General features: G+C 46.3%; 15 protein-coding genes. 10 read left to right on the top strand and 5 right to left on the bottom strand.

What is annotated here, in order from left to right; all coding sequences use genetic code 11:
* Positions 1-61: 61 nt before the first annotated feature.
* Entirely contained in the window at positions 62-601 is a 540-nt protein-coding gene (locus ACQEXP_RS03300) for a DUF3332 domain-containing protein (protein WP_269375559.1), read from the bottom strand.
* A gap of 569 nt (positions 602-1,170) precedes the next feature.
* On the opposite strand from ACQEXP_RS03300, the gene ACQEXP_RS03295 reads away from it, so the two are divergent.
* From ACQEXP_RS03295 to ACQEXP_RS03280, 4 genes are all read left to right on the top strand, one after another.
* Positions 1,171-2,721: an alanine/glycine:cation symporter family protein gene (locus tag ACQEXP_RS03295; RefSeq protein ID WP_426968202.1), complete on the top strand. Its 1,551-nt coding sequence runs from the start codon at positions 1,171-1,173 to the stop codon at positions 2,719-2,721.
* Positions 2,722-3,209: 488 nt separating this feature from the next.
* On the top strand, positions 3,210-4,316 hold the full coding sequence (gene pdhA / locus ACQEXP_RS03290; protein ID WP_269375561.1) for a pyruvate dehydrogenase (acetyl-transferring) E1 component subunit alpha: 1,107 nt from the start codon (positions 3,210-3,212) through the stop codon (positions 4,314-4,316).
* The gene (locus ACQEXP_RS03285; protein WP_426968200.1) at positions 4,309-5,292 is read left to right on the top strand and encodes an alpha-ketoacid dehydrogenase subunit beta; all 984 of its coding nucleotides are present in this window, start codon (positions 4,309-4,311) and stop codon (positions 5,290-5,292) included. Before pdhA ends, ACQEXP_RS03285 begins: the two co-directional genes overlap by 8 nt.
* The gene (locus ACQEXP_RS03280) at positions 5,289-6,425 is read left to right on the top strand and encodes a dihydrolipoamide acetyltransferase family protein (RefSeq protein ID WP_426968198.1); all 1,137 of its coding nucleotides are present in this window, start codon (positions 5,289-5,291) and stop codon (positions 6,423-6,425) included. The genes ACQEXP_RS03285 and ACQEXP_RS03280 overlap by 4 nt, the downstream gene beginning before the upstream one ends.
* A 49-nt stretch (positions 6,426-6,474) precedes the next feature.
* Here the strand turns inward: ACQEXP_RS03280 and ACQEXP_RS03275 are convergent, their stop codons facing one another.
* From ACQEXP_RS03275 to ACQEXP_RS03265, 3 genes are all read right to left on the bottom strand, one after another.
* Positions 6,475-8,121, bottom strand: coding sequence for a methyl-accepting chemotaxis protein (locus tag ACQEXP_RS03275; RefSeq protein ID WP_269375564.1), 1,647 nt, complete (start codon positions 8,119-8,121; stop codon positions 6,475-6,477).
* A 167-nt stretch (positions 8,122-8,288) separates the two neighbouring features.
* On the bottom strand, positions 8,289-9,260 hold the full coding sequence (locus tag ACQEXP_RS03270; protein WP_426968196.1) for an electron transfer flavoprotein subunit alpha/FixB family protein: 972 nt from the start codon (positions 9,258-9,260) through the stop codon (positions 8,289-8,291).
* A gap of 10 nt (positions 9,261-9,270) precedes the next feature.
* On the bottom strand, positions 9,271-10,023 hold the full coding sequence (locus ACQEXP_RS03265) for an electron transfer flavoprotein subunit beta/FixA family protein (RefSeq protein ID WP_426968194.1): 753 nt from the start codon (positions 10,021-10,023) through the stop codon (positions 9,271-9,273).
* Positions 10,024-10,133: 110 nt separating this feature from the next.
* Between ACQEXP_RS03265 and ACQEXP_RS03260 the strand changes: the two genes are divergently transcribed.
* The gene (locus ACQEXP_RS03260; protein WP_426968192.1) at positions 10,134-11,792 is read left to right on the top strand and encodes an electron transfer flavoprotein-ubiquinone oxidoreductase; all 1,659 of its coding nucleotides are present in this window, start codon (positions 10,134-10,136) and stop codon (positions 11,790-11,792) included.
* A gap of 27 nt (positions 11,793-11,819) precedes the next feature.
* On the opposite strand, the gene ACQEXP_RS03255 is transcribed toward ACQEXP_RS03260, so the two are convergent.
* On the bottom strand, positions 11,820-14,387 hold the full coding sequence (locus ACQEXP_RS03255) for a DUF294 nucleotidyltransferase-like domain-containing protein (protein WP_426968190.1): 2,568 nt from the start codon (positions 14,385-14,387) through the stop codon (positions 11,820-11,822).
* A gap of 363 nt (positions 14,388-14,750) precedes the next feature.
* Here ACQEXP_RS03255 and ACQEXP_RS03250 point away from each other — a divergent pair, with 363 nt between their 5' ends.
* The 5 genes from ACQEXP_RS03250 to ACQEXP_RS03230 all read left to right on the top strand — a co-directional run bounded on the left by ACQEXP_RS03250 (position 14,751) and on the right by ACQEXP_RS03230 (position 22,229).
* Entirely contained in the window at positions 14,751-16,211 is a 1,461-nt protein-coding gene (locus ACQEXP_RS03250; RefSeq protein WP_269375569.1) for a DUF3360 family protein, read from the top strand.
* A 388-nt stretch (positions 16,212-16,599) separates the two neighbouring features.
* Positions 16,600-17,832: an L-lactate MFS transporter gene (locus ACQEXP_RS03245; RefSeq protein WP_269375570.1), complete on the top strand. Its 1,233-nt coding sequence runs from the start codon at positions 16,600-16,602 to the stop codon at positions 17,830-17,832.
* A gap of 63 nt (positions 17,833-17,895) precedes the next feature.
* Positions 17,896-19,509: a VRR-NUC domain-containing protein gene (locus ACQEXP_RS03240; protein WP_426968187.1), complete on the top strand. Its 1,614-nt coding sequence runs from the start codon at positions 17,896-17,898 to the stop codon at positions 19,507-19,509.
* A 134-nt stretch (positions 19,510-19,643) separates the two neighbouring features.
* Positions 19,644-22,001 (top strand): fatty acid cis/trans isomerase, encoded by a 2,358-nt coding sequence (locus ACQEXP_RS03235; RefSeq protein ID WP_426968185.1) that lies wholly within the window; start codon positions 19,644-19,646, stop codon positions 21,999-22,001.
* Positions 22,002-22,040: 39 nt separating this feature from the next.
* Positions 22,041-22,229: a hypothetical protein gene (locus ACQEXP_RS03230; RefSeq protein WP_006879632.1), complete on the top strand. Its 189-nt coding sequence runs from the start codon at positions 22,041-22,043 to the stop codon at positions 22,227-22,229.
* Positions 22,230-22,252 lie beyond the last annotated feature (23 nt).

Genomic DNA, 22,252 nt, shown 5'->3' with positions numbered 1-22,252 from the left:
GTAAGTGCAAAAAAAAAGTCCCCGCTAAGCGAGGACTTCGAAACACGATATAACTGGGCTATTAAATATTTGCCGCTGTTACGTAATTCGTTAGCTCATCATTAGAGACTGTCGTGATGTACTGGTCATCTAGGTAGAAAGCTACGCTATCTTGTGATTTTTCACCACGAAGTACTTGTTGAGTACCATCAATGTATGAAATATCCATCTGCATTGTGTTCTCGTCGATTTGCTGCATCGTTGCTTTTTCGATGTTTGCGTTGTTCGACAAAGGAACATCTTTAAGTGAGCTGTCTAAATGGCCGTTCACTTTGATGTAGTTTTTGGTCGGAGTATCCACTACCGCTGGTGATTTACCAGAAATTGGGTTGGTACCTGTCCAGAACTCAATCGCGTTGAAAACGAATAGATCGATAGTACCAGCGATACCATAGACAGGTGAAAGAAGCAGGAACATACCTTCACGACCGTAGCGGTTATCTACCACTTCTAGGTTGAATTTTGAAACAAGACCCGTTGTCGCCATTTGTCCCATACAACCAGTAAGAGAAGAAACACCTAAGCCTACTACGATAGCCATTTTTAATACGTTAGTTTTCATGTATACCACCACTTAATCAAGATGGCGCGCATCGTACTCTTGTTTTCGGCTAAATCAATCCATCACAATAGACATTTGACACAAAATTTACTGTGTTAACCTTTTGTTTTAAATAGGTTATTTCCTACAACACAATCTAGATATAGTGTTGTGATAATACCCAATCCCCCCTCTATAGTGATCGTGCAGCTCGGATTTAGGCTCGATAACATTTTGTTTCAGAATGCAGTACAAATAATCTGCAAAATCGGGGGTTAGCCTCATCTACTACTGTTCAAATAGTAATCAGACAGTTTTATATATCCACCCAAACCGCAAAATATCCGACCAAAATAGTCAATTATATCTTTATATAAAATCCAGATTTTTCACAGAAAGCAGTGAATAAGTTCAAAATTAGCCTGACTGGTTAGTAAAAATCAGAATTGTTTGCTAGATCAACTTTTCCGTCAAAGATGTTGCGTGCTTATTTATTAAATGAATAATAGGCAACGTTACACAAATGTAACAAAACACAACACAATATAAGTATTATTTATAAAAACACCCATTTCACAGGCAGGAAAAGCATGACAAAGCGTATTTCGCTAGCCATATTGGCGAGTATATTTGCAGGTAGCGCTGCAGCATCCAACTTGGATGACAAAATCAACGAAGTCGTTGCACCTATCGTTAACCCTTTTGTAGGAATGATCTTCTCGACTATTCCGTTCCCTTTTAGTGACGTACAGGTGCCGTGGATTGTTCTTTGGTTAGTTGTTGCAGCAACTTTCTTCACAGTCTACTTAGGCTTCATTAACGTGCGTGGTTTTAAACACGCTATCGAGTTGGTATCTGGTAAGTTCTCAGATCCAAAATCAAAAGAAGATGGTGAGGTTTCTCACTTCCAAGCACTGACAACAGCTCTTTCGGGCACAGTAGGTCTAGGTAACATCGCAGGTGTTGCTGTGGCTGTGTCTATCGGTGGCGCTGGTGCAACATTCTGGATGATCCTTGCAGGCCTACTTGGTATGTCGAGCAAGTTTGTAGAGTGTGCGCTTGGTGTTAAATACCGTAACACGAACCCAGACGGTTCTGTTTCTGGTGGTCCAATGTACTACCTAAGCAAAGGTCTTGCTAAACGTGGCAATGCCGCATTCGGTCGTACTCTTGCCGTTCTGTTCTCTGTGTTCGCTATCGGCGGTTCACTTGGTGGCGGTAACATGTTCCAAGCAAACCAAGCGTTCAAACAGGTTGTAAGTGTTACTGGTGGCGATGCTTCATTCTTTGCAGATAAAGGTTGGTTGTTTGGCCTGATCCTAGCAGTGATCGTTGGTATCGTAATCATCGGTGGTATTAAGTCTATCGCTAAAGTTACTGAGAAGGTTGTTCCATTCATGGCAACCATCTACGTTGGTGCCGCAATCATCATTATCTTGATGAACTTTGATCGCATCGATGACGCATTCTCAGCAATCTTTAACGGCGCATTCACTGGTGAAGGTGTTGCTGGTGGTGTAATTGGTGTTCTAATTCAAGGCTTCAAACGTGCGGCGTTCTCGAACGAAGCGGGTGTTGGTTCGGCGGCTATCGCTCACTCAGCGGTAAAAACAAAAGAACCAATGTCAGAAGGTTTTGTATCGTTACTAGAACCTTTCATTGATACTGTTGTTATCTGTACTATGACTGCACTAGTTATCATCATCACTGGTTACCTAGACACTGATACAGGTCTAGCGGGTGTTGAACTAACGTCTGCGGCATTTGGTAGCGCAATTAGCTGGTTCCCTTACCTACTTGCTGTAGCCGTAATCCTATTTGCTTTCTCTACTATGATCTCTTGGTCATACTACGGTCTAAAAGCTTGGACTTACTTGTTCGGTGAGAGCAAAACAGCAGAAATCATCTTCAAAGTTAAGTTCTGTATCTTTGTTGTCATTGGTGCGGCAATGAACCTTGGTCCAGTCATCGACTTCTCAGATGCAATGATCTTTGCAATGGCTCTAGTGAACATTGTTGGTCTTTACATCCTAGTACCAGAAGTGAAACGTGACCTAGCGGATTACCTAGAGCGTTTCAACGCAGGCAAAGTGTACAAAGCACAGCAACAAAAACAAAACCTAGCAGAGCAACCAGAATAATCTGAAATTTCGCTCTAACTCGTTAAACAGCAGGCTTCGGTCTGCTGTTTTCGTTTAGATACACGGCTAAAAAACAGATATTTTGTATCTAAACTTGCAAACCAATCCTCTAGAACAAGCTCAATCACAAGTATAAATAACTAACTATTTAGCCCGCCTTTGTTAATAAACGCGATTTTTCGCCACAATTCACGCAAGTGTAAGCTCAGCTTTACTACACAATAATCATTCTCAACATGCGACTTTTAACATCTTTGTTACACTTACCTTAAAGTGTAATGATTGAAATTGATCGCTGTTTTCATCTTTGTTTACAGGTGAAAAATACGCAGGTGGCGAATTCATCAGCAGGTTGTTTTAGTCACTTACTTAGAGATGTATGAAACTTAAGTATCTATCTGGGCTTTGATGTGCCGAAACATGGTCACTGAGTCAGACACCGTTGCTCGAAGTGCGATCCACTAATGAGTAACATAAAGGAGATAGTAATGAATGTTCAGACACTACCCATGTTACGCTTCATCGACCACGAAGGTAACGCGGTCAACCAACTTCCCGCATGGGCAGACTTAGCGACCCTAACCGATTTTTATAAAGATATGCTGCTCACCCGAACTTATGACAATAAAGCGGTGGCGCTGCAACGAACGGGTAAGCTGGGTACTTACCCTTCCCATCTGGGTTCTGAGGCTTATGGTGTGGCAATTGGTCATGCGATGCATCCAAGAGATGTCTTTATTCCCTATTATCGCGATATGCCCGCCATGTGGGTACGAGGCATCGCGATGGAAAAGAACCTACAATATTGGGGAGGCGATGAACGAGGCAGTGACTTTCATGTCGCGCCCCAAGGTAGCGATACCCCAGAACCATGCCATGACTTACCTTTCTGCGTACCTATTGCCACGCAGTGCACCCACGCTGTTGGTGTTGCTGCGGCACTGAAAATAGACAATCAGCACCATGCCGCCCTCGTCACCTGTGGCGATGGCGCGACTTCGAAAGGTGATTTTCTAGAAAGCATCAATTGCGCCGGTGCTTGGAACCTGCCACTTGTGTTCGTCGTGAACAATAATCAATGGGCAATATCGGTACCCCGAGCGCTGCAATGCGCCGCTGATTTTCTCTCTGATAAAGCGCAAGGCGCTGGGATCCGTGGAATTACCGTCGATGGGAACGATGTTGTTGCTGTGCATGACACGGTTCTAGCGGCGTTAGATCGCGCCCGCAAAGGTAAGGGGCCGACACTTATCGAAGCCGTCAGTTACCGCCTCAGCGATCATACCACCGCCGATGATGCGACGCGTTACCGGAGCGGTGACGAACTGAACCAAGCTTGGCTATATGAACCCGTTAAACGCCTCAAAACCTATCTGATTAGTCACGGTGCATGGAACGAAAACCTTGAACAAGAGTGGCTCGTCTCGTGCAAACAACAAGTCGAATTAGCCGTCGAACACTATCTGTCTCTGCCACCTCAAGCGCCTGAAACTGCGTTTGATTTTCTTTATGAGCAAGCCCCCGTCGAACTGAATCAACAACGCGATGAGCTAATAAACAAAGCAATGCGCATGCAAGGAGGCAAACATGGCTGAACTTACCCTAGTCGAAGCAGTTAACCTTGCACTGCACTATGAAATGAGTCACGACTCTAGCGTGGTTGTTCTGGGCGAAGACGTCGGCGATAACGGTGGTGTATTCCGTGCCACCGTTGGCTTAAAAGAGAAATTCGGTCTTCGCCGTGTGATTGACTCCCCGCTTGCTGAAGCGCTTATTGGAGGTGTCGCGGTTGGCATGGCGAGTCAGGGATTGCGACCCGTTGCAGAGTTTCAGTTCCAAGGGTTCGTCTTTCCTGCGTTGGAGCACCTTATGTGTCACGCGACTCGCATGAGAAATCGAACACGTGGTCGCCTAACCTGTCCCGCCGTATTTAGGGCACCGTTTGGCGGTGGCATTCACGCTCCGGAACATCACTCTGAAAGTGTCGAGGCCCTGTTTGCTCACACTGCTGGGTTTAAGGTTGTCATCCCTTCTTCCCCACAACGCGCATATGGATTGCTATTAGCGTCGATTAGAAGCAACGATCCCGTTATGTTTTTCGAGCCAAAGCGCATCTATCGCACCGTCAAATCTGATGTGATTGATAACGGAGAAGCGCTTCCCCTAGATACTTGCTTTACTCTGCGTAAAGGCCGAGACATTACTTTAGTGACATGGGGCGCATGCGTTGTTGAGTCACTGCAAGCGGCGCAAACCTTATCCTCGCAAGGAATTGAAGCGGAAGTCATTGACCTCGCCTCCATCAAACCCATTGATATGGATACCATACTTTCATCGTTAGAAAAGACTGGCCGATTGCTCGTTGTCCATGAGGCCAGCAGAACGTGTGGCGTTGGGGCGGAGATCCTTGCTCGCACCGCGGAAAAAGCGATGTGTCTACTAAAAGCACCACCGAAACGTGTCACGGGATTCGATACCATCATGCCTTACTACCGTAACGAAGACTATTTTATGATTCATGAGCAAGACATCGTCTTAGCTGCACGTGAGCTTGTGGAGGGTTGGAAATGAAAACGTTTTTATTACCAGATCTGGGCGAAGGTCTAGCAGAATCCGAAATTGTCGAATGGCACATTAATGTCGGCGATTCGGTCGAGCTAGATCAAGTGGTGCTCACCGTTGAAACAGCAAAGGCGGTGGTGGAAGTACCGGCACCCTACTCAGGCGTTGTGGTCAGTCGCCATGGCGAAGCAGGTGATGTGATAAACATCGGTGCACTGTTGCTCGAAATTGAAGAGCAACCTGAGTTAGTCGGCACCGCTGTGACAAAACAGAAGCAACAAGACGCAGCCACTGTGGTTGGCAATGTGTCGCAAACCACACACCATGTCGACGTTGACGATTTTTGGATCGGCAGTACTCACAGCCCTTCTACTGACGGGCTGGTTACGGCGCTACCTTCAACACGCCTGTTGGCTAAAAAGCTCGGCGTAGACTTAAACGCTGTCAGCGGTACCGGACCAAATGGAATCATCACTGATAATGACATTTATGCTGAAGCACGTAAGCAGAGTCCTGGCACTGAAGTGTTAAAAGGTGCACGTAGAACCATGGTATCAACCATGTCTGAGTCGCATCACAGTGTCGCGGCGGTGACGATTACCGAAGAAGCGTCTCTCGCAAATTGGACAGCATCGGAGGATATATCCGGGCGATTGATTCGTGCCGTTGTCTATGCCTGTCAGGAAGAACCGGCTCTGAATGCGTGGTTCGACGCAGAAACCATGACCCGCTGTGTCCATAGCCGAGTCAATATTGGTATTGCCGTTGACAGCAGCCACGGGCTCTACGTCCCCGTATTGAAACGCGCTGAGAGTTATGACGATAACGGCATCCGAACATGGTTAAATGAAACCGTCCAAGGAATCAGAGAACGTAAAATTGGCCGAGACAGTTTACAACATGCAACCATCACTCTCTCTAATTTTGGAGCCATTGCTGGCATTTTCGCTACACCCGTTGTCTCACCACCTCAGGTCGCGATTGTTGGTGCAGGACGTATCATCGAACGTGTGGTCATAAAAGATGGCGTTCCAGTTGCGGTTAAAGTTATGCCGCTATCGATTACTTTTGACCACAGAGCATGTACCGGTGGCGAAGCCGCAAGATTCACTAAAAAACTGGTCGAGCATCTTCAGCGTTAACGATGAGCCAACGCCGCATCTATCATGAGCGGCGTTGGCGTGTTAAGCATTACACTTTGAAGTTACTCACCAGTCCATCCAACTGTCGAGATAGTCCCATAAGCTGATCACTACTCACATTCAACTGCTGCGCAACTTGTGCCGTTTCAACAGTAAACTGATTGATCTCTTCGACGTTGCGGTTGATTTCACCCACCACGCTTGATTGCTGCTCTGTGGCCGTTGCAACTTGGATATTCTGATCACTGATATGCGTAATATGTTGCTCGATTCTGTTCAATGATTGATTTGCATTAACGGCACTTTCTACCACCAGCACACTCTTTTCTTTGCCATTAACCATTGCATTAACGGCTCGGTTTGACTCTCCTTGCAAGCGGTTAATGACCCCTTGGATCTCTTCCGTCGAGTCAGCAGACAGGCTGGCAAGTTTACGCACTTCATCAGCCACTACGGCAAAGCCTCGACCTTGCTCTCCCGCACGCGCGGCTTCAATCGCAGCATTGAGTGCTAACAGGTTTGTCTGCTCCGAGATGCCGCGAATGGTATCGAGTATCGAGCTAATATCATCAACTTGGCTCGCCAATGAAGTCACAATTTCGCTGGCTTGCTCCAGTTCTTGAGTCAACTGGTTAATCTGGGTTCCTGCGTCATCGACGATTTGAGCACCCGATTGAGCTTGGCTGGTCGCGTCTTTGGCAACTTCCGCTGCCTGAGCGGCGTTGGTAGCAATCTCACTAACCGTGGCACCGAGTTGATGAATAGCTGTTGCGACCTGTGTGGTACGGTCTCTTTGGTTAGTACAATGGTTCTGCGTTAACTCTGCATGTTGGGAGACTTGTTGAGCCGTTAGTGCGAGCTGTTTAGAGTTTGTCGCCACCTCTTTAATTGAATCATGCACACGGCTTACAAAGGCGTTAAAGCTATCCGCAATGGAGGACAGCTCATCTTTCCCTGCCAGTTCTAAGCGACTGTCTAACGCCATTTGCTGTGCAGCAAGTGAAATAGAGTCTTGAAGATAAGCGACGCGTCGTTTGAGACTGATGACCGTTACCAACGCAGTCACAACAGACAAAAATAAGCCAATCGCAATGATGACAAACAATTGCTGTTTGCCCGCAAGATAGTCGCTATTGCTCTGCTGGTGCTGTTGCTGCGCCTGTTCAAGTAAAGTATCAAGAATGGCGTTAGCATGATTTTTTAACACACCATACGTCTTAGCATATTGTTGTTTATAAATCTGTCGCGCGCTCTCCAAGTCATTGTTTTCTAAAACCGCCAACATAGGATTCAGTTCTTGAGCGACCATGCGCTCAAATTCCTTGAGTAACTTGGTTACCTCTTGTTTGAGTTCAGTGGTTGCCTGAGCTTGTACAGCATTTTCGATTGCCTGACGCATCTCAGGAATATCCTCTTCTCGGGTCTCTTTAACCCGAGTCAGTACCCCTTTTTGATCGCGTAAGGAGGTGTCTTGCAGCAGCATCATATCGATACCGACTCGCATTCGAGGGATTCTTGAGGCAACTTCGGCCATCGAGCGCATCGGCGCAGACGTGTTTGAATACAGTTTCTCTGACTGTTGATTGAGATTGCTGATACTCTTGTATCCCGCAACACCAACAGCAATTAATGCGATGCATGGCAGAAGCACCGCAAATATTAGGCGGCTTTGTAAGGTGAATTTATTGGCAAGCATTGTCATTCCTTGAATCAAATTTATTATTATTTGGTTTACTTATAAACTTGATAATAGCGACAACAATCTTGCTCAGATACCTTTCTTAATGACCCTTTTGTTCATTAATGATGTTAATGAACTTTATGAACAAATCTCTCTATTTATCTGTGAGTTAGACGGAAATCCTATCCGCCATTTCGTCCGACTTGTTCTATTAATTCTGGGAGTAATGTGAACAAATCTCCCACTATGCCATAGTCTGCTATTTCGAAAATTGGCGCATCAGGATCGCTGTTAATCGCAACAATCACCTTGGAGTCTTTCATACCTGCTAAATGCTGTATCGCCCCCGAAATACCCACTGCGATATAGAGACGCGGTGCAACAATTTTGCCCGTCTGACCGACCTGTAAATCGTTAGTAACAAAACCCGCATCAACAGCCGCTCGTGAGGCTCCTATCGCCCCACCGAGCTTATCAGCCAAAGCTTCTACCATAGCAAAGTTTTCTTTGCTGCCGACACCTCGCCCACCAGAAACCACCACATCCGCATTGGATAATTCTGGGCGTTCACTTTCAATCTTGTCGCGGCGGATAAGCTCTGTTCCCTGACAATCTATCGCTAGGTCCAGATTCACCATTTTGACCGTGTTAGTCCCCTCAAGGGATATTTTGTCAAACGCAGTGCTTCTCACCGTCATAACTTTTACATCATCGTGGCTTTGTACTCGCGCTAACGCATTACCCGCATATATGGGGCGCACTATCGTATCGTCGCTTTCAATCGCAACCACGTCAGACATCATTCCAACCCCTAGCAGAGCCGCGATCCGTGGCATTATGTCTTTGCCAAAGCTCGACGCCGAACAGAGCAAATAGCCATATTCAGAGGCACAACTCATCACCAGTTGTGCAAGATTTTCACTTAGCTGAGATTGATACACTGAGCTATCTGCCACTAACAACTCGTCGATTCCTTCACAACCACTGAGTTGATTACAAACCTCATCACATGGGTTACCCGCCACCAATACGCTCAGTTTGGCATCAGAAGAAAATCCTTTTAACTGCATAGCAGCAGTCAGCACAGATAATGTCGCCGCAGAGATCGTCTTATGATCATGCTCTGCGACAACTAAAATATTGGCTTCGCTCATCACACACTCCTTACTCAATCACCTTGGCTTCATTTCTAAGTTTCTCGACCAAATCGGCGACGCTCGCCACCATGATTCCAGCTTCACGCTTAGGAGGAGCGAAAACCTCCAGCACAGTCTGAGTCGGCGAACAGTCCACATCCAAACTTTCAACGTTGACGATATCTAATGGTTTGCGCTTCGCCTTCATGATGTTGGGTAGCGATGCATAACGCGGCTCGTTGAGTCTTAGATCGGTACTTATGACGGCTGGCAGGGTTAATTTAAGCGTTTCCAAGCCACCATCCACTTCACGAGTGACCAGCAGCTCATCTTGAACAAGGTCGATGTTAGATGCGTACGTCGCCTGAGGACACGCCATAAGACCGGCTAACATTTGCGCCACTTGGTTGTTGTCCGTATCAATAGACTGTTTGCCAACAAGAACCAGCGGGGTCTGCTCTTTTTCTGCAAGCCGTTTGAGAATTCGTGCTACTGCGAGTGGCTGAAGCCTCTTTTCACTGCTGACATGTATCGCTCTATCCGCTCCTAATGCAAGCGCACTGCGCAACTGCTCTTGGCAATCATCAGTGCCGATCGAGGTGACGATCACTTCACTGACCTTACCCGCTTCTTTCATTCGAATCGCTTCTTCAACGGCAATCTCGCAGAAAGGGTTGATTGCCATTTTAACGTTATCGGTTTCTACACCCGAACCGTCAACTTTGATACGTACCTTCGTGTACGGGTCAATAACACGTTTAATCGCTACCAGAACTTTCATCGCCATCTCCGAAAAGCAAAGTGATAAATTGAGCTTAGTAAAGTTTACGTTTACGTCAACTGTAACTATATTTATTGCATGATGTTGAATCGTCGTGAAGGTTATGAGAGATGGAAAGAGAGAGTATGGACTTTGATGTCGTGATTGTCGGCGCTGGCCCCGCGGGACTTTCTGCCGCCTGTAGGCTGGCGCAATTAGCCTTACAACATCAACAAACGCTGTCAATTTGTGTCGTAGAAAAAGGCGCAGAAGTCGGGGCTCATATACTTTCTGGTGCGGTATTTGAGACCAGAGCGCTCGACGAACTCTTCCCAGACTGGCAGGTACAAGGTGCACCAGTGACGACTCGCGTCTCCTCTGATCAATTTATCTACTGTACCAGCAAGGCAAACCACATCTCGCTACCACATTGGTTGACCCCACTTTCTTTGCGCAATGACCAAGATAACTATGTGATTAGCCTAAGCAAACTTTGCCGCTGGCTAGCGACTCAGGCAGAGAAGCTTGGGGTTGAGATTTTTCCGGGCTTCCCTGCGAGACAAGTTTGCTACGACGAACAAGGGAATGTAACTGGCATTATCACGTCAGATATGGGACTCAACAAACAGCGAGAACAAAAAAGCACTTTTCAGGCGGGGATCCAACTGAACGCCAAACAAACCATCTTTGCCGAAGGCGCGAGAGGCAGCTTAGGAAAAGAACTGATTAGCCACTTTAAGCTTGATAGAGACAGTCAGCCACAACACTACGCGCTCGGTATCAAAGAGCTGTGGCGTCTAAAGGGCGATGACTCTCGTTTCAGTGCGGGCAAGGTAATGCACTCGACTGGCTGGCCATTGAGCGAGTCAGATTCAACCGGAGGCGGCTTTCTCTATCATCTCGAGGATCATTTAATCGCCGTCGGTCTTATCACTGACCTGAACTATACCAACCCTTTTCTAAGTCCTTTTGATGAGTTTCAGCGCATCAAACATCATCCTCAGTTTGCTCAGTACTTACAAGGAGCGGAGCGTATTGCCTATGGTGCAAGAGCTATTGCCAAAGGCGGGTTACTCTCTTTGCCCAAACAACAGTTCTGCGGTGGGCTATTGATTGGCTGTGAAGCAGGCACTCTTAACGCTGCCAAAATCAAAGGATGTCATACCGCCATGAAATCAGGCTTACTTGCCGCTGAAGCCGTGTTTGAAGCGATAGAACAGCAGTTGCAAGAAGCGAATTACGCACAACGGTTTACTGACTCCTGGTTGTATGAGGAGTTGAATCAGAACCGTAACTTCCCAGGTAGCATTCATCGTTATGGGACGTTATTTGGCGGCGCACTGACGCTATTTGAGCAAAACATCTGGCAACGTCTAACGGGCACCGCGCTGAGTTGGGATATTGGCGACCCACAAGCTGACTATGTCACCTTATACGAACGCTCTCGTTGTCATCCTATTCACTACGAGAAACCCGACGGCCAGTTAAGTTTTGATAAGCCCTCTTCTGTGTATCTCTCTGCAACCTTTCATGAAGAAGATCAGCCTTGCCACCTACTGCTGTCTGATCAACATATCCCAATTACTCATCATATGACCTTGTTCGATGAACCGAGTCAACGCTATTGCCCTGCGGGGGTCTACGAAATCGTCAATGTTGAGGGCCAGCGAAGGCTACAAATCAATGCAGCCAACTGTGTTCACTGCAAAACCTGCGACATCAAAGACCCATCGCAAAATATTACGTGGGTTCCGCCCGAAAGTGGTGGTCCCAACTACACTGAAATGTGAGTCGATTCCCCCACTTCGGTGTGTTGACTAACGTTCTTGGCTGGCAAAGTCCATTGTCACTTTATCGTGGAAGATCGCGATTCGATTGAGGACATTAGTTAGGTTTTGTACCTCCAGCGGCGTGAGATCGTTCACCGCCAGCACATCGTTTACTCTGCGCAAATCACTATATTCAACGATCTGGTTCATAAAACGCAGGTGCCAAATATGGTCGAAGATGTAGACCATTTCTCGATAGGTTTTTGAATCAATCTCCTGCGCATTGAGCAAACCTTGTAATCGAATACGTGTATTGCACTCTCTAATGTCGTGCTGCAAAGCATAGAGTCGACAGAAGATTTCCATCGGTCTTAGGCACTCTTTGAGATTGATAGACATACATCCCTGCTTGCTCTCTGGATCATCATTAAAGGCAGGCAAAGGGACTTTATGCGAGAGGCAGTTTTGCGCATAGATGGGTAAAAACTCGGGATGTAATACCAACAGTTGTTGAATATGTGACTGAATATCATCGACTAATGATGCGTCGCCATACGTGGCACGAATATCGAAAAAGACGTTCAACTCTAAAATGGTTTCTGGGGAGGCTTGCTCTACCCAACGGGTAAAGTTGTCCTGCCACTCTTTTTTACTCAGACACCACTGATGGTTTGATGCCATGATCAGTCCATCGCAGTAGCTATATCCTGCCTGATTGAGCATGGCACAAACGCTTTCACCCAAATGGAGGAAATAACGTCGTATCGCTTTCAGATCCTCATCGTCTGGTGTCTCGAACACGATGGCATTGTCCTGATCGGAAAAGAGTGTCATATCGTGACGAGCATTGCTGCCAAACGAAACAAACGAGAATGGCACTGGCGGCGGCCCGATATCTTTAATTGTCAGTTCGACAAAACGACAAATAGCAGCATCGTAGGTACAACCTATCAGGCTACGCAAATGATCGGAGCGTGTGCCTGCGGCAATCATTTCACGAATCAGGTCTGTTAGTCTGTTCAAAGATTCAACTACATGGCTATGACTGTCACTACTCTCTATATCAGTAATGATACTGTTGCTCGTTTTACGATAATCACAACTCGGGTTTACCGAGCCGAAACTCGCCCCATACACTTTACGCACAATCGGGCGGAACGAAACAACATGACCCAGTTTTTCTGATAGGAAGATGCGTGAGGTACTCAAAATGATATCGATAGTACGGCCACTCTTCGTCACGATTTGCGCATCGAACTCGGCAGGCTCACTGTGATGATTGAACAGTTGTAACAAGTGATTTAACACGCGACGATTTTGTGGATGGTCGGAAAACAGCTCTTGCCAAATAGTGCGTGATTTGAGTTCCGTGTCGGTATAACCCAATAGTTGGTGCAAGCGAGTATTGGAAAATATTATCTTGCCGTCAGCTTCAAGGATGTAGCCCTCATTTGATGACTCTACCAGCGCTTTATACCGGTTTTTTGCTTCGTGAAGTGCAATTTCGGCACGCTTTTTCTTCTTCTCAATCGCCTTTGACTGACCAATAACGTACAAGAGGATCACCACCAATCCGAGTGTAATGCCAACAAAAACTCGGTATAAAGTGCTCTCTAGTTTATCGATCTCCTGCTCTACGTCTTGAAAATAGACGCCAGTACCAATGATCCACTGCCACTCTTCAACGCCTTCGACGTAGGTCATCTTAGGCGCAGTGATCGACGCGTCATCTTTCCATTGCCATTGGTATTCGAGATAGCCCTGCTGAGACGCTTTGACCAGTTTGACAATTTCGACAAAAATGGGGAAGCCTGTACTGTTTTCACTTTCGTAGTAATTGGTCAGGTCTTGGTTGGTTAAGTCACTCCTATAGGGGTGCATAACCATCTTGGGGTGCATATCTGTAATAAAGAAATAATCTTTATTTTCTGGCCCATAGCGCATCGCACGAATTTCCATCGCCGCCTTTTTCTGCGCTTCCTCTAGGCTGAGTATTCCACGTTGCTCTAAGCCAACATAGCTGTCGACGATACTCACCGCGGTTGACGTCAGCTCTTTTAGCATCTGGCGCTTTTGGTTGAGCATCGACTCTTCCACCAAAGGCAGAATGACATAGATAATCGCAGTGACAAACAGCGTAATCGCAACCACGGTGGGAACAACGATCCTTAGACTAAAGTTACTCAGCGTCGATTGATGTTCGCTCTGATGTGTACTCAAACCCACAAAGTAGTCGGCAAGCTCAGTCTCGTCCAATACCTCCGACAGATCTTGGTCATGACTTGTGTCGTGATATTTTGCGGTGAACGAGTCGTTGGTAAAATCTGCGCGAGTGGGTAAATAGCCGTGGTAATCGTCGCGAATATGCGTTTCTAATACGTTTTTAATCTGTTGAAGGGTATATCTGTCGCCAAACTCAGTAATCGCCTCTGTCAGTGCTTCTTTGCAGTGACGAAATCGTCTATGTGAATAGGGATCGAATTCTACCCCATCCGCCATGGTGTCACTGTGCTCTTCGCCATTGTAGTCAAAGAAGCCATCAATCCAGCGATGAATCTCTTCGGCTCTGACACCGTGCAGCTTCTCTGTACGGTCAGCATGTTCAGATATTTTCATTTGGTTTCAATTAACCCAATTTCATATTAATAAATTGTTAAAAAGTGCGGCCTGCGTTGCATTTTTACTAACATCCAATTTCCCAGCTTATGACTTCGCCCGCTTAATTAACCCAAATCAATATTTGCCCCATACCCCTTTCTTAGTATGGCTGCCATGTTTGATTGAATTTTTGACAAGCTAGCTTACTCGCTAACTTGTCTTCATTAGCGAAGTAAACCCATGGTTCCCTCTTTATCAAACATAAAGGTGCTTGGTAGCGTCTGGGATGTCGTCTCGTATTGATCGAAGGTCAGTATACCAAGTGAAAGCGGAACTCTAATTGACATGGTTCAACTTCGAAACATAACAAAGGAAGACTGAATGTCTAACACAAATAAAACCTTTTACAGGGATATGCGTCGCAAGGCGCAGGAATTTGAAAGCCGAGAAGAATTTCTAAACCATGATTTGACTATCATGAGCTTTCGTCGCTGGGGTATCCATTTACCTTCGCGCGACTACAGCATCGAGATAGAAGACTGGGTACCTGCACTCGCAGCGACGATAGGTAAAGTGGTAATGGTTACAGCTATGGTTGCCGCTTTTGCCGCTCAGTTTGGGTTGTCACCTGAGTTTGTCGCGGAAAACGTACGCTATGAACTGCTCATCGCTGGCGCTCTGTTTGTTATCCTTTTTTCCGCCATTCTAAACCCCAATGCTAACTTAGCCGGTACTCATGGCCCAATGATACCGCTCATTCCGCTGATTGCTGCGGCTGGAGGACACCCTCTCGCACTCGGTCTCATGGTATGTGCATTTGGTTTGATCCTTGCGTTTACCAAAGGCGGTTCAAAGCTTATGACGCTAACCGGTGTCGGTGTGCGAGGCGGGCTATTGATCTATCTTGGTGCCGTCGGCTTGATCGGTCAGATCAATAAGACGGAAGCATGGGCTGCAAGTACTGACCAAGGCTATATTTCATTTGCTGTGATTGGTGTAACGGTGATGGTTTACGCCTACCTCGCTAAAATCAACAAACGTTGGCTAGCCATTCCACTTTGTTCTGCTCTAGCGGGCATTGTTGCTTATGTGATGGGGGCTGAGTTTGCCTTTACTACCGAACCAGGATTACCACATTTCAGCCCATTCTACTGGTGGGGTGAGAATACGGGTTGGCAATTGGGTTGGCCAAATTTGGAGCATTTTATTGCCGTCACACCATTTGCACTTTTAGCCGTTGCAATGTGGTCACCTGACTACCTTGGCCACCGCGTATTCCAAGAGCTTAACTACCCGAAAGAAGCAAAAGGCGTACTGATGGACGTCGATGACACTATGGTCGGTGCATCTATCCGCCAAGGTGTCGGTGCTCTATTGGGTGGTGGTAACCTTGCCTCTTCTTGGGGTACCTATATGATCCCAGCCGCCATTGCAAAGCGTCCAATTCCTGGTGGTGCGCTGCTTACTGGCTTAATGTGTATTGCCGCATCCGTCATTGGTTATCCGATGGATCTCGCGATGTGGGAACCCGTGTTGCGTGTTGCTCTGATCGTTGGTGTGTTTCTGCCACTTCTCGAAGCGGGTATGCAGATGATCCACAAACATAAAGATTCACTAAGTGCTGGTATTTGTATCTTCGCTTGTGCTTTTGTTAACCCAGTGTTTGGTTGGGCAACCACAATGCTGCTAGACAACATGGGTCTGATTGGTGACCATGAACGTGCCAAGAGTCTATCGGCAAAAGACAAGTACCTGATCCCAGGCGCAGCCTTCATTATCTGTGTCGGCTCTCTTGCTGTCGTTGGTCAGCTACCAGGGATTCCTGCGTTAATCGGCCACTAATTATCCTCAAAAGGCATAGATGGGCGCCCGTCTATGCCTTTTTCTCCAATCTCAATACACTTCCTCGCGACGCGGCCTATTTCTCTTTCCTCAAATTGAGCGCTTATCGTACCGAGTTGCACAACGATTAAGCACTAACACCTCAAAACCATAAGCCTACAAACTATTCGAGCCAACTCCTCATCGATTTAAGCCATTATCCACACACTCCAGAAACAAAAATTCAACACTTTTGAAAAATATTCAAATTAAGTTGAAAAAGAGATTCCAATCACACTTCATTCGGTTATAATTCGCGCCCATTATGCCTTGTGTTGATAAACGCAAACTTAATTTGAACAAATCGTCTGTTAACCGATCCTCTTTTTGAGGACAACTGAGAAGAAAAATGAGCAAGATTGATAAAGCTATGCGCATCCTGCTAGCGGGATTCTGTATCAACCTTTGTCTTGGCATCCTGTATGCTTGGAGTGTATTTAACAAAGCACTAGTCACTGAATCTGGTTGGACCGCGGCTGAAGCATCAGCACCATACGCGACAGCAACCATCACTTTCTCTATCTGTCTTCTTGTTGCTGGCATCTTGCAAGACCGTATGGGTCCACGTCTTATTCTAATCCTTGGTACTGTGCTTACTGGCCTAGGTATGATCGCGTCTGGCTTTGTCGACTCACCACTGATGCTAAACATCACTTTCGGTGTTATCACTGGTGCTGGTATCGGCTTTGGTTATGCTTGTCTATCTCCTTCTGCGATGAAGTGGTTCCACGCGTCGAAGAAAGGTATGGTTAACGGCATCATTGCAGCAGGTTTTGGTCTAGCGGCAATTTACCTTGCTCCAGTAACCTCTGCACTCATTAACAGCATGGGCATTCAAACCAGCTTTATGGTGTTGGGCGTTGGTATTCTTGCTATCGCAGTACCTCTTGCAGCAACAATCAACAACCCACCTGCGGGCTACACACCAGCAGAACCAAAAGTAAAACAAGGTCAAGCGCCTAAAGCAGTTAAGAAATCTGATGACCTAACTTGGAAAGCGATGCTGAAAACACCACAGTTTTACTCACTGTGGATCATGTATGCATTTGCTGCGTCAGTTGGCCTAATGATCATCGGTAACATCACGACAATTGCAAGTGTTCAGGCTAACCTACCAAATGCGGTATACCTTGCCTCTATCCTAGCGGTGTTTAACTCTGGCGGTCGTGTTGCTGCTGGTATGCTGGCTGATAAAATTGGTGGCGTACGTACTCTGCTTCTTGCTTTCGTACTACAAGGCATCAACATGGTTCTGTTCGCAACATTCAAAACAGAATTTACGCTGATCATTGGTACGGCAATCGCAGCAATTGGCTACGGTACGCTGCTAGCTGTATTCCCTACGCTTACCGCTGAGTTCTACGGTCTGAAAAACTACGGCACTAACTATGGCGTACTTTACACAGCATGGGGTATTGGTGGTGCAATCGGTGCAGCAGTTGTTGGTTTCTCAATGACTAACGGCACAGGCTACACGCTAGCTTACACTATCTCAGCAGCGATGATGGCCGTTTGTATTGTGCTTTCATTCATCACTAAGCCACTCTCAGAAGCGAAGATCGCTGAGCTAAAACACGCTTAATAGATTGAATTGCTGATAGAAAGGCTTAACCTTAGGGTTAAGCCTTTTTTGTATGTATTGATCATGTCTGAGATTGTTGAACTCAAACCCGACTATTACCTAAGTAACTTCAGGAAACTGACGCTCCATGCCACAGAGTGGTATCCCGATCTGCTCTCTCAGGTCGAACATGCTTGGATTACCGCTTTCGAACAACTTGAAAAGGATGCTCAGTGCCTACTGGTCAGGCTATTGTCACGCAAAGGCGAATGGTTCCGCTCTGATAAACTTCAATATCTAGAAATAAACAGTATTCCCGCCGCGCTAGATGCACTTCACCAACAGGGATTTATTGCCCTTAACCCCAAACTAAATGAGACAGAACTCGCTAGGCAGTTATTGACGAAAGCAGAGATAGTTGCGCTATTTAGTGTCTCTAGCCGAACCCTACGCAAAGAACAAATGCTCAATGAACTCAGTAACGATGATTTTACTCGTTTCGAGCAACTTCCTTTTACGGTCATCAAACTTTTGCAGTCACAGGTTATTGATCTGCTTCTGGCGTTGTTCTTTGCCAATACGCGCCAAGACTTAAGCCAATTTGTCCTTGACGACCTCGGCCTACATCGATTTGAAAACTATTCGCTCAGTAATACGCGTCGCTTCTTTTCTGATCGCCACCAGCTTGATCAATTGCTCGCACTTTCCCAACTTCACCAATGCTATTCTGAATCTAACACTAGAGATTTCGACAATCTAACTAAGCTGCTGCAACAGATTCCAGACCCTATTGCGCATTCATACATCGAACGTAAACGTCAGCATCTGATCAACGATTTAGCACGCGACCTTGAACGCATAGGGCAACTCACCGACGCAATATTCTGGTTTAAACGGTCTGGACTGCCTCCTTCAAGAGAGCGGCAAGCGAGAATCTATGACAAGCTCGATGATACACAGGCGATGAGTGACGTTGTCACAGAGATATTATCTACCCCTTATGACATCTGTGAGTTGGAGATAGGACATAAGTTAGCGCAGCGCATCAAGCGTAAACGAGGCGAGCGTGTTACGCGTCCTCAAAAGCCACAAGTGATAGAACATCACTTACAGCTTGATCTGAGCACACAAGGTGTGGAACTTGCCGTCAAATCGCATTTCGAGCAGCTTGGCTATCACGTCTTCTATGCAGAAAATGCCGTTCTAACGGGTTTGTTTGGCCTCGCCTTTTGGGAAGTCATCTTCGCGCCTATTGAAGGAGCGTTTATTAATCCATACCAAGATCGGCCGCTAGACCTCTATCACGCGGATTTCGTCACCAAACGACATTCACAAATCGAAGCGGTATTGGAGAAAATAGCGCAGTTTGGTCTTAGCCATCTAAGAGAGTGCTATCAACTTAAACATGGACTGAGTAACCCTTTTGTCTATTGGCATAGCTTTGATTTGCCCTTGTTAAATAAATGCATCGAGTCAATGCCCAATGAGATGGTTGTCGGATTGTTTAACGTTCTCCTCTCCGACCTTAAAATATACAGAAACGGCATGCCCGATCTGATTTTGTTTAAAGACGGTCATTTCGAATGGGTCGAAGTGAAAGGCCCTGGGGATAAACTCCAAGATAACCAGTGGCGATGGTTCTATCAATTTACCCAGTTAAATGTCCCCTTCTCTGTTGCCTACGTAACCGCCATTTAACTCAATGTCGCCTCTATTGCCTGCCAACATCGATATTGTTTCAATTAATTGACGATGTTGAACCATGTTTTATTTGCTAAGTTGATGGGCTTCTGCTGCAATTAAGCCAATGTTGAACGAGCACAATTATCCAGATGAATTTACGTACATTTTTCATGTTTGCTGTTGTTTTAAGCTTCGCGGGCTGTGCAACATACGCCGGACTCAATTATGACCAACTATTTGGTCAGGCGAGTGTTCAAGAGCGTCGTAGTGATTTAAACAGTGTAGAAAGTGATTTCTTCTTATCTGAAGTCAAACCCATCATTGATAACCGCTGCGTGGTTTGTCATGCCTGTTATGACGCGCCCTGCCAACTGAAACTCTCTTCAGTTGATGGTATCGACAGAGGCTCAAGTAAAGAACAAATTTATCAAGGAACCCGCCTTACCGCCGCAACGCCTCATCGTCTTTTCGAAGATGCACAAACCACACAGCAATGGCGAGAGTTTGGTTTTCATCCGGTTCTTAATGAGCGAGTTCAAAACCCGACCGCAAACCTAGAAGCGGGCTTAATTGCGCGCATGCTCGCTCAAAAAGAGGCACATCCCCTGCCTGATCAGAAACAACTGGAGGGTTTCGACTTTGCAATCGACCGCAGTCAGGTCTGCCCTACCATTGAGGAATACGATCAGTACCTAGCAGACTATCCAACTTGGGGCATGCCTTATGGTATGCCAAACCTCAGTTCAAATGAGTACGCGACGCTAACCAGTTGGTTGCAAAATGGCGCGATCATGAACAAATCGATCCCACTGACTGACCAGCAAGCTCGGTTAGTGAATGAATACGAAACATTGCTCAACAAGAGCCCACGTAAGGTACAGCTGACGGCTCGTTACATCTATGAGCACCTGTTTTTGTCGCATCTCTATTTTTCTGACCTCAATGAAGAAACACCACGTTTCTTCACCTTGGTTCGTTCGTCGACACCACCGGGCCAGCCCGTCCAACGAATTGCTACGCGTCGTCCTTACGATGATCCAGGCGTTCAACGAGTCTATTACCGCCTAATTCCTGAGCAAGGCACCATCGTTGATAAAACCCATATGCCATTCGCCTTGAACGAACAACGGATGAGAGATTGGAAAGAGTGGTTCATCGACGCCAACTACAAGGTTGCTCAACTACCAAGTTACGATGTAGAAGTTGCTGCGAACCCAATGACCGCATTTATCGATCTGCCAGTGAAAGCGCGTTTTAAATTTATGCTCGATAATTCCCAAAACACCATCAATGCCTTTATTAAAGGGCCTGTGTGTCGTGGACAACTCGCGCTCAACGTTATCAATGACAGATTTTGGGTGTTCTTCCTTGACCCAGACAAAGCCGATCTGCCGGAAGTGAATGAATTTTACCGCTCTCAAGCAGACAACTTAAGACTGCCTGGAGAGTTAGAAAGTAATACTTTGCCCGTGACCAACTGGGTCTCCTATTCACGTCAGCAAGCACGTTACCTTGAGGCGAAGTCTGAGTTTATCAACCAATGGTTTGAAGGTGGTAAATACCTAACTACCGACATTATCTGGACGGGTAACGGCACTAACCCTAATGCAGCACTCACAGTATTCCGCCATTTTGATAGCGCATCCGTAGTTCAGGGTATGGTTGGTGAACCACCAAAAACAGCATGGATACTGGACTATGCCCTGATCGAACGTATTCACTATCTGTTGGTCGCTGGGTTTGACGTATATGGCAACTTTGGCCACCAATTGATGACACGTATGTTTATGGATTTCTTACGCCTTGAAGGGGAAAGTAACTTTATCGCACTGTTGCCAAAGGCGATGCGCCACCAGGAACACTCAAGTTGGTACCAAGACCAAAATACCCAACTTAGTGACTTCTTACAGCGCAATGTTAAGCCATTCGATCAACCAACTCAGGTTCCATACCACACGGATGATCCCAAAGCAGAGCTTTATGACATTCTTCGCACTCAGCTCTCCCCAGTGCTCAATAATCGTTATGATATAGAGCAAACTGGCTTTAGTGCTAAGAATGAAGCACTACTGAAAAGCATCAGTGACATCAAAGGTGAAGGGCTACTCGTTATACCGCAAATTGTAATGATGATGATTGAATCCAATCACGGAGAAGAACAGCTCTTCACCCTACTCCATAACAATGCACATACGAATATTTCCAGTCTGTTTGATGAAGAGAGCAATCGTGATCCCGCAAATGATGACTTAACTTTGGTTCGTGGAGTGATCGGTAGCTATCCCGCTGCGTATCTATCCCTTAAAGAAGAGCAAATCCCTCAACTGGTGCAAATGTTGAAAAATATCCGCACCGAAGAGGACTACGTTAAGTTGTTGGATACGTTCGCAATTCGACGCAGCTCGACGCAGTTTTGGCCTTTTAGCGACCGAGTTCATGCTTGGTATAAGCAAAATCAGCCTATCGAATTTGGTCTTCTTGACTACAATAGATTTGAGAATAGGTAGAACCGTTCAACTGCGCAGACAACGCATACGGAGGTAACTATGGGTATTAACGATAGCATCAGAGCCTTGGAGCAACAGATATATGTCGCCTGTTCCGAAGGAGACTACGACACAGTCAAAATGCTAGAGCATCAATTGGACAGCTTGAGAAACAAGGCTGAACATCCGTTTGATGACGATCCATACGCTCCAGAAGGGAAGCTGTTTCCTGAAGATGACTGGTACTAAAAGAGATAAACGCCTCACAACTC

Source organism: Vibrio sp. TRT 1302 (genome assembly GCF_050113875.1).
Classification (GTDB): Bacteria; Pseudomonadota; Gammaproteobacteria; order Enterobacterales; family Vibrionaceae; genus Vibrio.
This window is presented reverse-complemented; position numbering and strand designations above follow the sequence as displayed.